General features: G+C 39.1%; 11 protein-coding genes and 2 pseudogenes. 11 read left to right on the top strand and 2 right to left on the bottom strand.

Annotated features, from left to right (window positions below; translation table 11 throughout):
• Positions 1-23: 23 nt before the first annotated feature.
• The 9 genes from J8L98_RS14335 (at position 24) to J8L98_RS14295 (ending at position 8,941) form a co-directional block, all read left to right on the top strand.
• Positions 24-977 carry a TauD/TfdA family dioxygenase gene (locus J8L98_RS14335; RefSeq protein ID WP_210996954.1) on the top strand — a complete coding sequence of 318 codons (954 nt, stop codon included), beginning with the start codon at positions 24-26 and terminating at the stop codon, positions 975-977.
• 139 nt (positions 978-1,116) lie between these two features.
• A complete protein-coding gene (locus J8L98_RS14330; protein WP_192507127.1) occupies positions 1,117-2,484 on the top strand; it encodes a serine hydrolase domain-containing protein in 1,368 nt (455 codons plus the stop codon).
• A gap of 239 nt (positions 2,485-2,723) precedes the next feature.
• Positions 2,724-3,278, top strand: a complete 555-nt coding sequence (locus J8L98_RS14325) for a DUF697 domain-containing protein (protein ID WP_192507128.1) — start codon at positions 2,724-2,726, stop codon at positions 3,276-3,278.
• A 73-nt stretch (positions 3,279-3,351) separates the two neighbouring features.
• Positions 3,352-3,525, top strand: coding sequence for a hypothetical protein (locus J8L98_RS14320; RefSeq protein ID WP_192507129.1), 174 nt, complete (start codon positions 3,352-3,354; stop codon positions 3,523-3,525).
• A gap of 182 nt (positions 3,526-3,707) precedes the next feature.
• Positions 3,708-5,366, top strand: coding sequence for a cyclic peptide export ABC transporter (locus tag J8L98_RS14315; protein WP_210996953.1), 1,659 nt, complete (start codon positions 3,708-3,710; stop codon positions 5,364-5,366).
• Positions 5,363-6,556, top strand: coding sequence for a prohibitin family protein (locus tag J8L98_RS14310; protein WP_210996952.1), 1,194 nt, complete (start codon positions 5,363-5,365; stop codon positions 6,554-6,556). Before J8L98_RS14315 ends, J8L98_RS14310 begins: the two co-directional genes overlap by 4 nt.
• A gap of 233 nt (positions 6,557-6,789) precedes the next feature.
• Positions 6,790-7,239 (top strand): pyridoxamine 5'-phosphate oxidase family protein, encoded by a 450-nt coding sequence (locus tag J8L98_RS14305; RefSeq protein WP_210996951.1) that lies wholly within the window; start codon positions 6,790-6,792, stop codon positions 7,237-7,239.
• 456 nt (positions 7,240-7,695) lie between these two features.
• Positions 7,696-8,541, top strand: coding sequence for a DUF5677 domain-containing protein (locus J8L98_RS14300; protein WP_210996950.1), 846 nt, complete (start codon positions 7,696-7,698; stop codon positions 8,539-8,541).
• Between the two features lie 112 nt (positions 8,542-8,653).
• The gene (locus tag J8L98_RS14295) at positions 8,654-8,941 is read left to right on the top strand and encodes a hypothetical protein (protein ID WP_210996949.1); all 288 of its coding nucleotides are present in this window, start codon (positions 8,654-8,656) and stop codon (positions 8,939-8,941) included.
• Positions 8,942-8,980: 39 nt separating this feature from the next.
• On the opposite strand, the gene J8L98_RS14290 is transcribed toward J8L98_RS14295, so the two are convergent.
• Positions 8,981-9,931 carry an IS110 family transposase gene (locus J8L98_RS14290; protein WP_210996948.1) on the bottom strand — a complete coding sequence of 317 codons (951 nt, stop codon included), beginning with the start codon at positions 9,929-9,931 and terminating at the stop codon, positions 8,981-8,983.
• 337 nt (positions 9,932-10,268) lie between these two features.
• Here J8L98_RS14290 and J8L98_RS14285 point away from each other — a divergent pair, with 337 nt between their 5' ends.
• Positions 10,269-10,901, top strand: coding sequence for an NAD(P)H-dependent oxidoreductase (locus tag J8L98_RS14285; protein ID WP_210996947.1), 633 nt, complete (start codon positions 10,269-10,271; stop codon positions 10,899-10,901).
• Positions 10,902-11,354: 453 nt separating this feature from the next.
• On the opposite strand, the pseudogene J8L98_RS14280 reads toward J8L98_RS14285, so the two are convergent.
• Positions 11,355-12,508, bottom strand: a pseudogene (locus J8L98_RS14280) (IS110 family transposase).
• Positions 12,509-13,187: 679 nt separating this feature from the next.
• On the opposite strand from J8L98_RS14280, the pseudogene J8L98_RS24880 reads away from it, so the two are divergent.
• A pseudogene (locus J8L98_RS24880) lies at positions 13,188-13,431 on the top strand (hypothetical protein); the annotation flags it as partial.
• Between the last annotated feature and the right edge of the window lie 986 nt (positions 13,432-14,417).

The following is a 14,417-nucleotide window of genomic DNA, read 5'->3' as shown; positions in this document are numbered from 1 at the left end:
CCTCGAAAAAGGAAGGGAATTAAATGGATCAGTTACTCTCAATAGACATGGATTTAGACTCCGTTAATACAGATCGACGGATCCATGATCTATCTGCAGAAAAGCTCAGTGGTTTGGCGTGGGTAAAATCACATGTGAGTGAAATTAATCAATGGGTAAACAATGACGGCTTTGCTTTGTTACGAGGCTTAAACATCGTCAGTACCAATCAATTTAGCACCATATTAGAGACTATCTTTGGTGAACCTTTGAGCCAGTATATCTATCGTTCTTCGCCACGTACGGCGTTGAGAAACAATATTTATACGACGACGGAATATCATGCCGATCAGGTTATTCTGCAGCACAATGAAAATGCGTATTCAAATAGCTGGCCTATGCGAATGGGGTTCTTTTGTGTCATACCTGCGCGCAGTGGTGGTAACACCCCGTTAGCCGACAGCCGCGAAGTCTATAAACACATCCCGTCTCACATTAGAGAAAAGTTTGAGCAACTCGGTGTGATGTACGTACGTAATTATGGCGACATTGATTTGCCATGGCAGGAAGTGTTTCAAACTAATAGCAAAGTAGAAGTGCAAGAGTATTGTCGAAAAAACCACATCGAATTTGAATGGAAAAGCGATGATCATTTGCAAACGCGTCAGCACAGACCTGCAGCGGCTGTGCATCCTGTAACAGGTGAAAAGGTGTGGTTTAACCAAGCGCATTTATTTCACCATTCAAGTATAGATGGCCCTGAGTCAGCTGCAATGCGTAATAGCATTGGCATAGACCGCTTACCACGGAATGCCTTTTATGGCGATGGCAGTGACATTGACCCAAAAGATATTGCACAAATCAATGATGTGTACCGTCAATTGACGTTCTCATATCAGTGGCAGCGAAACGATATTTTATTGTTGGATAATATGTTGTACACCCATGGACGAGAGGCGTATCAAGGTACACGAAAAGTACTAGTTGGTATGGCTTAACCAGAGAAAATGACACCAAGACGAGTCACTGTTTTTTGACATATGCATAAATAGAAAGAGTGCGGAAAAAACAGTGTAGGGCTTTGTTAGTGGCAATTTTGCTGGCAAAGACACTTAGCAATTTTTGAGGATATGAACAATGAAATGGCTTATGTATTCAAAAACGAAGATATTAATTTTGTGCTTTTTAAGCTTAATCTTAGCATCTTGTTTGCAAAAAAAGAGCGTGGCAAAAAATACCGAAATTACTGCCAGCCAATTAGAAATGATTGAAACAACGGTAAGAGATTACTGCGATAAAATGGTGTTTTTCGGCACTATTTATATTACATCAGAAGAGAGTACCGTATATGAAGCCAATTGTGGGCCTCAGAATATTCAATATGACGTAGCTAACACCAAGGAGTCGAAATATCGTATTGGCTCGAATACCAAAGCATTTGCATCGACTGTGCTATTAAGAATGTTAGAAGGCAAAGATTTACGAGAAGAAAAAGTCGGTGATTATTTGCCATGGTTCCCGAAAAATCAGTGTGCAGATGTATCTTTGCATGACTTACTGATCATGTCTTCTGGGATTGATAACTATAGCAATAACGAGCAAGTTTATGACAATTATGGTTGGCGTCCTTATTTATATGATCAAACTCTTAATCTAAATGGCCCGGAAGACTTTAGTAACCGTTTCTGTACGTGTACTGAGCAAGACAACAAACCGTCATTTACACCTGGCTCAAAATACGAATACAGCAACTGTAACTATTATTTAGTGGGTAATATTATCGAGCAACTTGCAGCTGGTAGCCAAGGTGATATTAGCCGACAGTTTTGGTTTAGAAATATTGTCAAAGAGCAAATTTTAGATCCAGTTAATATGACTGAAAGTGGTGCGTTCAGTGCTATTGGTATTTACCAAAATATGACGACGGGCTATATCTCAAATCAAAATCAATATCTACCTCTTGCAAATGGTCGTCCCCCTTTGACGGGTGGCCCCGCACCTTATGAAAATATTTTAGTGAATCCGTATAGTAACCCATTGGTACTGTACTCTGCAGGAGATATGTACTCGACAGTGGAAGACATGCACAAATGGGATCAGGCGCTTTACACCGATAATATATTAAATGAAGCGCAAAAGTTGGCGGCGTTTGCTCCGTATTCAAATACGGGGAGCACCAAAGAGTGTGAGTACTACGGTTATGGTTGGTTTGTCACTTACATCGACCCGAACCAGTATGGGAAAGTTGCTGATTGCCCTGCAGATCCGACTGAAGCAAACCTCAGAAAATATGAGAAATTTATACAGTACTCAGGTAGTTACCCCTATTCATGGGTGACCAGCTTTAATCGTTTAATTGAACGAGATCAGTCGGTGATGGTATTTAGTAACTATGTGAAAACAGGGACTGAATCAGATTGTATTGCGGGCGAGATCAGAAATATTATTTTCTACAGTGATAAACACCGTACTGAAGCGTGCCAAACCGTATTAAATGACGCATAGCCAGCAGAGAATGGTTTATACATATTAAATAGAAATTGGGTGACTGAAATACGTTGGAACCAAGCCTGTACAAGGAATGGTTGATGTCCAATCTGGATTTTGGAAATTCATACAAGTTTACTTTTTTGTTTATCAATAAAGAGAAAAGTGAAAAGGGCAGGTTACTGATTAGAGTGTTCTCAAATCGGTAACTTGGTGGGTTCAACAACTGTTTTAATCTAATTCATAGAGGAAATAATATGACAGCGGCAAAAACAGCGAAGGAAGAAAAGGCGAGTACAGCGGCGCCAGAACAAGATGCGAATCTCGTTGAGGTAGAAAACCGAGCTGCCGTAGCGCAGTTAATCGTTGATAAATATAGTAAATGGTCGTTTGGTAGCGGGCTAATCCCGATCCCTGCGGTCGATTTGGTTGCGTTAACAGGCATTCAAATCAAAATGATCGGCGAAATTGCCGAAGTTTATGGTCAATCTTATAGTGACAATAAACTTCGCGGTACGATTAGTGCAGTGATTGGTGGTTCGTTTCCACAGTCATTAGGTGGTGCAGGGCTAAGCAGTTTCCTTAAAGCAATACCGGTTATTGGTACTTTAAGTTCACTGGCATTTATGCCTGTTGTATCGGCTGCATCGTCACACGCAGTGGGCACGACGTTTATTCGACACTTTGAAACAGGCGGTACATTGATTGACCTTAATCTTAACAGTATTAAAGGTGATATCTCTGAGATTGCAGCAAAGTATCGAAAAAACAAAGATGATGTAGATGCTCAACCTAGCAAAGCTGCAGTTTAAGTAGAATGAGCTAAATCCTAAATAAACCAGCAGGTTTCTGTTGGTTTATTTATCAACATGGCAGGAATTTGAAATGATAGTTACATTGTATTTAGTACTATGTGTTTTGTCTGGATATTGGGGAAGGAATACCTTTGCAGGACCGGTTGGATTTTTTCTAATTTCGTTATTATTAACCCCATTTGTGAGTTTATTGATGTTACTGTTAGCACAGAAAAAAGGCACAGAGCAAAACGAAGAAGTATAAGCACGTGATATATGGAATATAAGTTCTAGCAAACTATATACTTAGATATGGCCAAAGGTGATGCTGCTAGTTTCTTGCGGAAAATATAAAATGGAATGCGGAGTATGTGGTACTTTGGCTTTACTCTATTGCCAATAGCGCGTTATTTGCGAGCCATTAATAACAATTAAAAGACAATAAAAATGGTATTATACGATTTAATTAGTCGAAACATTAAAGTTAAAAGAAGGACCTTTGCAATACTTGGTTGTATTTCAGGGTTAGCCAATGCATTGGTATTAGCATTAATAAACAATGTGGCAGAGAATATTTCTGATATTCATAAAGAAAACAATATTTTGTATTATTTAGTATTGTTCTCTTTAACGATTGCGATATACGGATTTACCCAACAACGATTAATGACCAAAGCGGCTAGAATGGTTGAGAAAGCCATTGATGGTTTGCGAGTAGAACTATTTGAATGCGTGCGTCATACCGAATTATCAACCTTGGAAAAGATTGGTAAAGAAAAGATTTTTAATACCTTAAGCAAAGAGTTACAAACCATTTCTCAATCAGCGCAGTTGTTTGTAATTATTGGGCAATCAATTAGTTTGGTATTTTTCACCTCTTTATATATTGCTTATCATTCTGTCACTGCATTTGTGGTACTCACCGCACTGATATTATTAGGCGGCAGTATTCACCGCTTGCGCGCGGATGAAATTCAAAAGAATATGCAACTGTCATTTGAAAGTGAAAATAAGCTGATCCAGCGTTTGTCCGATTTACTTGAGGGGTTTAAAGAAGTTAAGTTGAGTGTGCCAAGAGCGCAAGAGTTAGAGCATGAATTTGCCATGGACTCAGCGCGGGCAAAACGCTCAAAAACCACCACGCAAACGCTATTCGCAACAGATTTTGTATTGTCGCAAATTACCTTTTTTGCAGCCACTGGGGCAATGGTGTTTGTGGTGCCGGTATTTTCGAATGTATATACCGATGTGGTGATAAAAGTAACTACGGCATCGCTATTTTTAATTGGACCTATTACGAGTATTGTGGGAGGTATTCCCATTTTTACCGCGGCAACAGAAGCTGGGCAAAATGTATTAGCATTAGAAAAGGAACTTAAACGGGAGCAAGCGCAGTATAGCCGTGAAAATGACGAGCAAGCACAAATCTCTTCCTTTAACGAGATACGCCTTGCGGGGGCGTATTACCAACATAATCGTACACCGGGCGACAGGCCTTTCTTTGTTGGCCCAGTAGATTTTGAATTAAAACGCGGACAAGTTACGTTTATTACCGGAGGTAATGGCAGCGGAAAAACTACCTTTATTAGAATGCTGACCGGTTTATATGAACTGCAAGCAGGGCAACTTATACTGGATGGGCAGCCATTAAACGAACGATCATTAACGGCATATCGCAGCTTATTTACCGCTGTATTTGCCGATTTTCACTTATTTAAACAGCTGTATGGGATTCATAATACCTCACAGCAAGAAATAGACGAATGGTTGACATTTTTAGAAATGAATACCAAGGTCGCCGTGGTAGATGGAGAGTTCAGTACCATTGATTTATCGTCGGGACAAAGAAAGCGTCTCGCGCTGTTAAGTACCATATTAGAAAATAGACCCGTGTATATTTTTGATGAATGGGCGGCGGATCAAGACCCGATATTCAGACGTAAATTCTATGAGCAAGTACTACCAAGACTTAAAGCAAGAGGGAATACTGTGATAGCGATCACCCATGATGATGCATATTTCCATCTGGCCGATGTGCATTTAAAAATGGTAGAAGGACAAATAATGGCACACCAGGAAGTTGAATCTGACGGGGTATTATCATGAATATTGTATTTACACCTGATACCACATTGGTCGTACTGGCGGGTTTATGTGTTGCGTTATTGGTTACCAATATTGGCATGCGTATTCTTAAGCGATATAAACCCAATGTGCGTAAGCAAATATTATCGTGGCGTTTTCGGGCAGGGATCACACTCCTCATTTTTATGTTTTTAGCGGTGGTGTTGATCCCCGTGATGTTTATTAAAATAGACTCGGGTGAAGTGGGCGTGTTGTGGAAGCGGTTAGGTGGTGGTACATATATGCACAAACCGTTTGATGAAGGAACGGTGTTGGTGATGCCATGGGATACGCTGACCATTTACTCTAGTCGCTTTCAAACGGCCCATGAGACGGTATTTGCTATCACAGCACAAGGCTTGCGGATCACCCTAGATATTACCGTGCGATATCGGCCAGTGGTTGAGCATATTCCCTATTTGCATAAATTGGTTGGCCCTGATTATTTAAACGAAACAGTGTTACCTGAGGTGAACTCTGCGGTGCGTATGATTGTCTCAGGCTATACCGCAGAAGAAGTGTATGGGCATCAACGTACTGAAGTGCAAAATGCACTACTGAATGAAGTATTAAAAGAGTTAAAGCTGCAAGAGCAAACCATTTTAGAGCAAGAGGAAGACTCTGAAAGTTTAATGAGGGGCCATGCGTTAATTAATTTAGACGATGTATTGATCAGACGTGTTGATATACCAGAGAAAGTACATAACGCGATTATTTCTAAAGTGAACCAGCTGTATTTAAATGAAGAGTATGAAATGCGCCTAGAAGTGGCAGATAAAGAAGCCATGCGCAAAAAGAAAGAAGCCAAAGGGATTAAAGATTTCCAAGAAATGGTCAGTGGTGGAATTTCTGAAACTTACCTCAGATGGCGGGGCATAGAAGCTACGGTAGAACTGGCTAAATCAAATAATGCTAAAGTGGTTGTGATTGGCAGTGGGAAAGATGGGTTGCCCCTCATTTTAAATACTGAAAGTTCGCAAGGGCCCATTATTAGCCCTCAGGCAGCCCACGGGCAAAGCAAAGAGAAAACGCATAGCAAAAGCGCGCCAAAACGGCCCGAAAGAGAATATGTAAATACCGATGACAAAGAACAGGACTTACAAGCGGGTGAACCCCTTAGCAATGGGCATTTATCGACGACCCAAGCAGGAGAGGTGCTGAATAAAAAGTAATTAATGGCAGGGTTAGTCGAAAGTAAATAAGCCGCTGCTGAGGTTCTCATTTTAGTAGCGGTGGTGCTAAAACATTCTCTTGTGTTTAATGAGTACTTAATGAGTGGTTTCTGAGTGCTTAGGGACACGATTAGCATGTCTGCGTAGATAGGGTATATTGATCTAACGTAGATGTTGAGGTTGCATATAACAAACGAATAGGTATAACGATTTTTTAACCAAGGAGTAGAGTCGTGCTAACAGAAGCAGTAAAAGCGTCTATCAATGAAAGTGTGTTGTGCTGGTTAGCAACGGTTGATATAGATGGCGTGCCAAATAACTCCCCCAAAGAAGTTTTTTTAGCTCATGGTAATGCCGCAATATTGATTGCGGATATTGCCTCTCCAAACAGTGTTAAAAATATACAAGGTAACGCCAATGTGTGTGTTAGCTTTGTACATGTATTAAAACAAAAGGGCTTTAAATTAACTGGAACTGCCACTTACCATCGCAAAAGCACTCCTGATTTTGAGGAATTATTTACACACATATACCCAATCACAGGAGAGCAATATCCAGTCAAAGGCATCATTTATATTGAGATTACCACTGTTAAACCAATTGTAGCCCCAAGTTATTACTTACAGCCAGATCTTACTGAGCAACAGCAAATCGCCAGCGCGCGCAAAGTGTATGGTGTTTAAAAGGTGTTATGTGAGAGAGAATGGGTGCAAAGACAAAGATATGCAAAGAGCGTGACGCCTAAAGATAGAATGTATTGGGAGCGAGGCACGACTGTATAGAAATAACAGAGATAATATGCGTTTTCCCCGAGTTATAAAAAACGATTTCATAGCTAAATCCAGATGCGGTAAGTTTACCGTGGTATTCAATAGGGCATTGAGAAAGGGTGAGTTTGCCATGGTTATATAGGCGCTCAAATAAACAGTGGTTGAGTAATACAGTTTAGCAAGATGTTAATAACGCCTGTTTTATTGGGGGTCTATTCCTGACTAATGTGAGCCCGTAAAATAAGCGTTTGTATTTGTTTTCATTTTATATTATTTTGACGAAATTAAACGGGACATTTGCCTGATTTCAGCGTTAGAAAATAAGGCCAGTGTCCTTCTAAAAAGCTGTTAAATTTCCTGAGGTGTGTGATGTCCAAATTTAAAGATATGGAAACAGAGGAAGGCATGCTTTTATGGAGAGAATGTTTTCAGAATCATATTAATATACTTGCAAAATGTGAAAGGCTCGTAAGAGAAAGCAATTCGAAAAGAGCTATAAAACTTTATCCATTATTTTCCGCAATAATCGAGGATTCAATTTCTTTAGATTTATTAGCGACTAATTCACGCGTTAATCAATGTTACATTATTTCAAGAGCGTTATTAGAAAGAGTAATCAATTTAAGTTATTTACTTTATGCGCCAGACGATGAATACAATTCATTTGTGGATTATACAAAGAACAAAGCTGCTAGAAGCCTTTCTAGAAAAATTGAAATAGAGGGGCAAAAAAAAGTAAGCCTAGAGTTTTCAAACGATGCTTATGAATTACCCCAAGATTATAAAGACGCTGTAGATAGGTTCACGAGTGCGAAAGGTCGAGAAATACCAAGATGGACAAAGCTTAGTATTGATAAGAGAGCAGATTTTTTGGACAAAAAATCTGGTAAAAATTTACTAATGCACGTACTAATGATCTATGGCGATGCGTCTGAAGCTCTGCACGGCACTCTATATGGAGCACTATTTCATTACGGGTTATATAACCCTAGCGCTAGGCCAAAAGATAAAAGTGATTTTGATAGAGAAAAATATAATACACTGTCTTTTTTATATTTAATGGGAAGCGGTGCAATAGGCACTTTATTATTTTGTCTTAAAGAAAATGGTGTTGAAGTTAATGAATCATACCTTGAATCTAAATTGGTATTTAATAACGCTTCAGAGGAGTCTGGTTTAGCAGAAGAGGCTAGGCGAGCAAGCCGGAAAATTTAACAAGGCATTTAAACGGAACTAAAACAGTGGGTTACGTTCCGCTTCGCTCCACAGTATAACCCACAATTTTAGTCCGCTTAATGCGGCGTTATATGCACTGCAAGTTGAGAGTATGGATATTCTAGCCAGAATAAATTTTCTAGAAGTTAATGATGAGAATTGGAACGCAAAATATGTTTCAGGTTTTCGTTCAAATATTAATTATGGGGCCTCAAATTATTGTTGCCTTGTGGCATTCGAAGAAGATCGTGAAATCAAGCAGGGTGAAACCATAGATTGTGAGCTTAGTTTCCTTACTCATGAACCTCATATTGGTAAATTGGCTAAGGGTATGGAATTTATATTATTTTCTGGTAGTGTGACTTTCGCAAAAGGTATTGTTAACTTTGTATCGGAGTAAGGTGCATATAACAAGAGACTATGACGTCAATAGCTAATTTTAAGTTTTTGGCGCTTCCCACATAACCCCGTCTCTGAGCATCGAATTTAGGATCACAATCATCTTCCTGACACACGCAATAAGCGCTACTTTTTTTGGTTTCCCAGCAGCAACTAATCGCTGATAGGTTGATTTAAAAACCGGGTTAGATTGGATAGCTGACATCATCGCCATGTATAAAACGGTGCGCACTTGATGTCGACCACCTTGGATTTTACGGAGCCCTTTATACCGTCCACTTTCGCGATTCATTGGTGCAACACCTAATAAAGAACCAGCTTCTTTGTTCGACATATAGCCAAGTTCAGGTAAGTTACTGATGATGGATGCAGCAGCAATTTTGCCAATGCCTTTCATACTTTGCAGGATCGTGTTTTTGGCTGAATACTCAGGACATGATTCAATGAGTTTTATAATTTTATTTTCAATTTTCTCAATTTGATTTTTGAAGGCCGTTAAAATAGGTTTAATGGTTGAAATCAGTTCTTTTGGTAAGATTTGCAGGCGATTTTTCTCCATCGTTTGCATGACTAATAGCTGATTTCGTCTGGCAACCAAATCGCTCATAGCCTGCATTATGTCAGGCTTTAGGGTGGAGAGTGAGGGTTTAATTGCTTCACCATAATGTGCGATTAATTGTGCATCCAGTTTATCAGTTTTAGCGCGTTGACCAATGGCGCCAGCAAAGCGTTTTATGTGTATTGGATTGGCAATGACGAAGGGTAAGTTGGCCTTTGCACATGCGATAATAAAGGGCATTTCAAGGCGACCTGTTGCTTCGATTACAATCCGTTTAGGAATATATAACTTAATTTTTTTAACGGCTTCTTTGATACCTTTTTCGTCATTATCAACAGTGAAATAGAGGCCTAAGGGGCGAATATAAATATCCAGTTTGAATTTACCGGTATCGACACCGACATTAATGTTTTGCTCTGTATTTGTTTTCATAATAAGCTAACTCTTGCTTGCATAATGCGGGTTCGAGACCCAGTAGACTATTCGAGTGTGATGCTTGGAGTCTTTTGTGGCGTTCATTCTTGTTATCGGTCTCTCAACAGAGGAGCCATCGCTCAATCGAACTACCACAAAAGAGAGCTTTAGTTGCAGCTAAAGCCTGGGTCTCACATTACCCGAACTCGGTTTAAAAGAATAATTTAATGGGTTTATTATCCATACAAGAATTTAAAGCGGGACTGCTAACAGTTTGCTCGGTTTCGCTTCGCTATGCATTTTAGCAAACTATTATCAGTCCCTTAAATGGGCGTTATAAGTATTGGAGATGTATTTGAATATTCTGCTCATAAGTAGTAGCCAAAGAGGTAATTCTAAAAGTTTAGATGTCTCAAAATTTTTACAAACTAATATATTAAATGACATGGAAGGCGTTAAGTCATCGATATTAGATTTATCTAGATATCCTTTTTTATTAGATCATTATGGTACTGGGAGAGATGATTTAATTTCATTAGCTAATAACAAAGATGAAGTGGTAGGGCAATTGTATTCCTGTGATGCCGTAGTGTTTATTGTTCCTGAATGGGGAGGAATGATCCCACCAGCACTTGTCAATTTATTACTTTTGTCTGCTAACGGCTCCGCTAATGGTTTGCCTTTAGGTCACAAACCAGCATTTGCTATTGGTGTTTCAGCCTCTAGCGGTGGCAGTAACCCTATTTCATTATTAAAAGGGTATGCTGGAAAAAACAGTCACCTCACTTGGTTACCGTTACATGCAATCATTCAAAACGTAGATGATTTTCTAAAACAAACGTGGACACCGACACTTGAAAATAGATATTCGCAGGTGCAATCACGTTTATTGGTTGGCTTAAAGAGTTTAGTTATCTATTCCAACCAATTAGCTTCTGTCAGAGATGAATTAGTAGTACTATCAAAAGAGCATCCTTACGGTCAATAAAATACTTATAACAAGCACTTCAAACGGAACAAAAACAGTTGGTTAGGTTCAGCTTCGCTTCACATTTTAGCAAGCTATTATCAGCCCCTTATTGGGGCGTTGGTATGACTCCCACTGTCAAGTTAAACACACTGATCCCTGCTTAACTTTAAGCCATAATCTCTCAACTCGAATTAGAGCGAGTTAATACATAGGATGAAACAAGTAATTTCGTCGGTTTTCATGCTGATATTCGTTGGTTACTCACTTTCGTGAGCAGAGCAGACCTTACTTAGTTCGACGTGGCACCTGTCTTCAGTCTATGTTCGTGGTTCAATGCTGTGTTTGCAGCATTGCCATCCTAAAGCTTCCGCTCCTGCTTACGCCCCTTACCTACATCCATGTAGGCAACGCCGTCGGTGGTTGTGCCACACCCGATGCTTAACCCAATGCATTAACTCTAATTCGTTCATTTTAAGCTGGTACTCGTGCTAAACGTAATCTTGGATTAACGGGTATCAATACCACTTCTTTTGCAATTGCCCAGATATACGCAATCATTTCTCTGGCAATAGCAGTGACAACAAGGTTGTAATGCTTGCCTTTATTTATAAGCTTTTTATAACGTTTGCAGAGTCTTAATTGTGCTTTCCATGCGATATCAACAATTCGCTTTGGCAAGCCTTCTTGTCGTTTTTGTAGTTCAGTCGATATGTTGGCAGCATGGCGATAACTATGAGCGCCTTCGACTAATAACCGTCTTGCACGACCATTCCCACATTTAGTAATTGCGCCAATATGCCTTTTACCACCGCTTGAGTGTTCACTTGGTACAAGGCCAAGGTAACTCATGAGTTTACGCGGATGGTCAAGCGGGTTAAATCGCCAAGCTCAGCCACAACGCTAGCGGCGACAAGCAAGCGAACGCCGTGCATGGCTTGAATGGCTTTCACAACGGGGTAATAACGCCATTGATAAACATGATGAGACAGTTCGTTGTCGAGTCGGTCCAATCGTGCAGTTCGCTCGTTTATAGTTTGAATAAACTCTTGTAAAACGATTTGTTGTGCAGGGTGTGGCAATACCAGTTCGGTGAGCCAACGTAAGTATTTGAGAGACCAGTTTGCTGTGCCTGCATAGTTAATATTATTATGAAGTAACAGCGCTTTTAGTTGGTATTTGGCATCTTTTAAATCCTTTATGGCGACTTCTCGAGCACGAGACAAATCACGAATAGCTTCATCTTCAGGCTCGGGGACATAAATAGGGATTAAGTCTTCAGATTTAAGAAGCTTTGCGAGTTTTAGTGCATCACGTTTGTCAGTTTTAACACGTTCACCCGGCTTTTTAGGTATTAAAGAGGATGCAACCACGTAACAGCAATGCCCAAGAGAAGTAATTAAACGGTAAATCCAGTAACCACAAGGGCCAGCCTCATAAACGAAGTGCAGAGTTGCATTAGGGTATTTAGATTCAAATTGCCTGATAAGCTTTTTAATAGTGACTTTAGAAGAAGGAATTCGGCCGTGATGGATAGGTTGAGCGCCGCGTTGCTCTTCAATATAAGCCACTTCATTAAACTCTTTATGAGTATCTAAGCCAATGAAAAGTATGTTATGTTTAGTCATGCTAGCCTCTGCTATTTAGTTATTTGACAAACTAATTATGGCTCTGGCTTTAAGCTAACCCACGAAAATGCGGAGGCTAGCACCGTGTGGGAGTCATTATGTCTAGGTTTTCATGAGAGTCAGCATACTAATTTTATTTCTAATTTTGCTATGTAGTTGTGGTGAAGGGCGTAAAACACCTGAAGGCTATATTGAAGAATGCTACGGCGGAGATTTCTCAAAAAATATGATTGGGAAGAGTTAAGACTTACATTAAAAAACTTTGCAAACGAAAATGATCTCCGTTTCTTTGAGGATATTAGGCGAAACGATTCGTTAAATATGTTTAATGTCTCCTTATGTTCAAAAGATGGCTTGTGGATAAATGCAGACAAAAGGATTTGGACAGTTGGTGGTTCACCTGAACATATTCCAATGCCTTTAATGATAAGAGTTCAAGTGTATAAAGATACCGAAAAGTGGGCTTCAATATCAGATAGTTTAAATAGTATTCTTACTAAAAAATGGCCGAATGATTTAGATACAGAACATGGATATACATCTGGTTATAAAAACTCGTTGTACTGAAAACCTAACAATGAAGTAAAAAAGCAGAAGTAAAAAAGGATAGTCACAAATTTCTTGCATAATTGGGTGGTTTAACTACTGTTTATACATCCAGTTTGTTTGAGTGATTAAAATGACAAGAGCAAGGAATGCTTTAATTGATTTGTCTGTAACGCCTTATTACCAATTTAATAGCACGGTGTGTACGCCGTGCTTTTTTATGTGGGGAAGATAAGCATTCAGGAAAGAACTTTGACTACAGAAGGGAATGGTTGGTTGAGAGAATGAAGTTACTCAGTAGTGTATTCGCAATAGAAATAGCGGCGTATGCGATTATGAGCAACCATTACCATCTTGTTGTGAAAGTAAATAAGCAAACAAGTTCAAAAAGGACAGGCACAAATTTCTTACATAATTGTGTTGTAATGGTGAGCGTATAGTTATGTGCTTGCCCTTTGTTACTTTTATTTTTACTTTTCAAGAAAAACAGATTTGTTCACTCATTCACAAGAAAAGCTTAATGCTGTTGCAACATAATTAAATGAAAGATTTCGGAAAACATTGAAATTTAAAACATCATCACACATGATTGAAAAGGGTGTTGCGATGATCACTTGAATCTACAAGGGCCTTTTTCGTCAAAATAAAGCAATAGAAACGGCTTCAAAAAAGTCGCTCAAAAATAATGAAGATCAAACTAGAAAGTCACTAAACAATTGAATCAAAATAGGAGCTCAGCTAAAGTTGAGGCATCAATAAAATAAATTAAAAACGAGTAATTCTACGTGCTCGTCAGGCTTTCAGGAGAAATATTTGAATTTGGGTAACTGGGATAGTGCGCTATTTAAAAGCTTGGTCACCTCGAGCTTATTAATTCCTATCGCTTTTTTAACTGATTCCTATGAGCCAAGTGACTTTGAGCTATCCGATTTCTTTGGTTTGTTAGTTTCATTTTTGCTTTACTTCGGTGTGTTTTTGCTAATTTCACTCATCGGTTGGTTATTGATAGGCTTTCCTATTCATTACCTTGTTTGCAAGTTTAAAAGCACAAGCTACTTTTATTATGCATTTATACCTAGTTCCTTTCTTTGTATTAGTTATTTCACTAAAGGTCCTTGGCTGTTGGCTTTTATAGCGTTGATTCAAGCTTTATTATTCAGGTATTTTGTATTTAAAATCAAAATATAACAAATGTATTAACGCATGGGCTAATAAAGTTTGGTTCGTGCTTCACCAATTATAGCTAAGGAACCAATTTAAACTCACGGAACCAATTTAAACTGACACCCATCCAAAATTGACTGTTTTTCATTCATCGCCTATCTTTCAAATTTAGTATGAAAGGTAGGCAATTCCTCGATGG

Source organism: Pseudoalteromonas sp. MMG013, assembly GCF_018100885.1.
In the GTDB taxonomy this organism is placed as follows: domain Bacteria; phylum Pseudomonadota; class Gammaproteobacteria; order Enterobacterales; family Alteromonadaceae; genus Pseudoalteromonas; species Pseudoalteromonas aurantia.
Note: the sequence above shows the minus strand (reverse complement) of the source record. Positions and strands in the feature narration are given on the sequence as shown.

Bases quoted from the DNA above. Each gene is read 5' to 3' on its own strand.
- J8L98_RS14320 (WP_192507129.1), top strand. From the start codon at position 3,352: ATGATAGTTACATTGTATTTAGTACTATGTGTTTTGTCTGGATATTGG.
- J8L98_RS14310 (WP_210996952.1), top strand. From the start codon at position 5,363: ATGAATATTGTATTTACACCTGATACCACATTGGTCGTACTGGCGGGT.
- J8L98_RS14290 (WP_210996948.1), bottom strand. From the start codon at position 9,931: ATGAAAACAAATACAGAGCAAAACATTAATGTCGGTGTCGATACCGGT.
- J8L98_RS14330 (WP_192507127.1), top strand. From the start codon at position 1,117: ATGAAATGGCTTATGTATTCAAAAACGAAGATATTAATTTTGTGCTTT.
- J8L98_RS14295 (WP_210996949.1), top strand. From the start codon at position 8,654: ATGGATATTCTAGCCAGAATAAATTTTCTAGAAGTTAATGATGAGAAT.
- J8L98_RS14325 (WP_192507128.1), top strand. From the start codon at position 2,724: ATGACAGCGGCAAAAACAGCGAAGGAAGAAAAGGCGAGTACAGCGGCG.
- J8L98_RS14315 (WP_210996953.1), top strand. From the start codon at position 3,708: ATGGTATTATACGATTTAATTAGTCGAAACATTAAAGTTAAAAGAAGG.
- J8L98_RS14300 (WP_210996950.1), top strand. From the start codon at position 7,696: ATGTCCAAATTTAAAGATATGGAAACAGAGGAAGGCATGCTTTTATGG.
- J8L98_RS14335 (WP_210996954.1), top strand. From the start codon at position 24: ATGGATCAGTTACTCTCAATAGACATGGATTTAGACTCCGTTAATACA.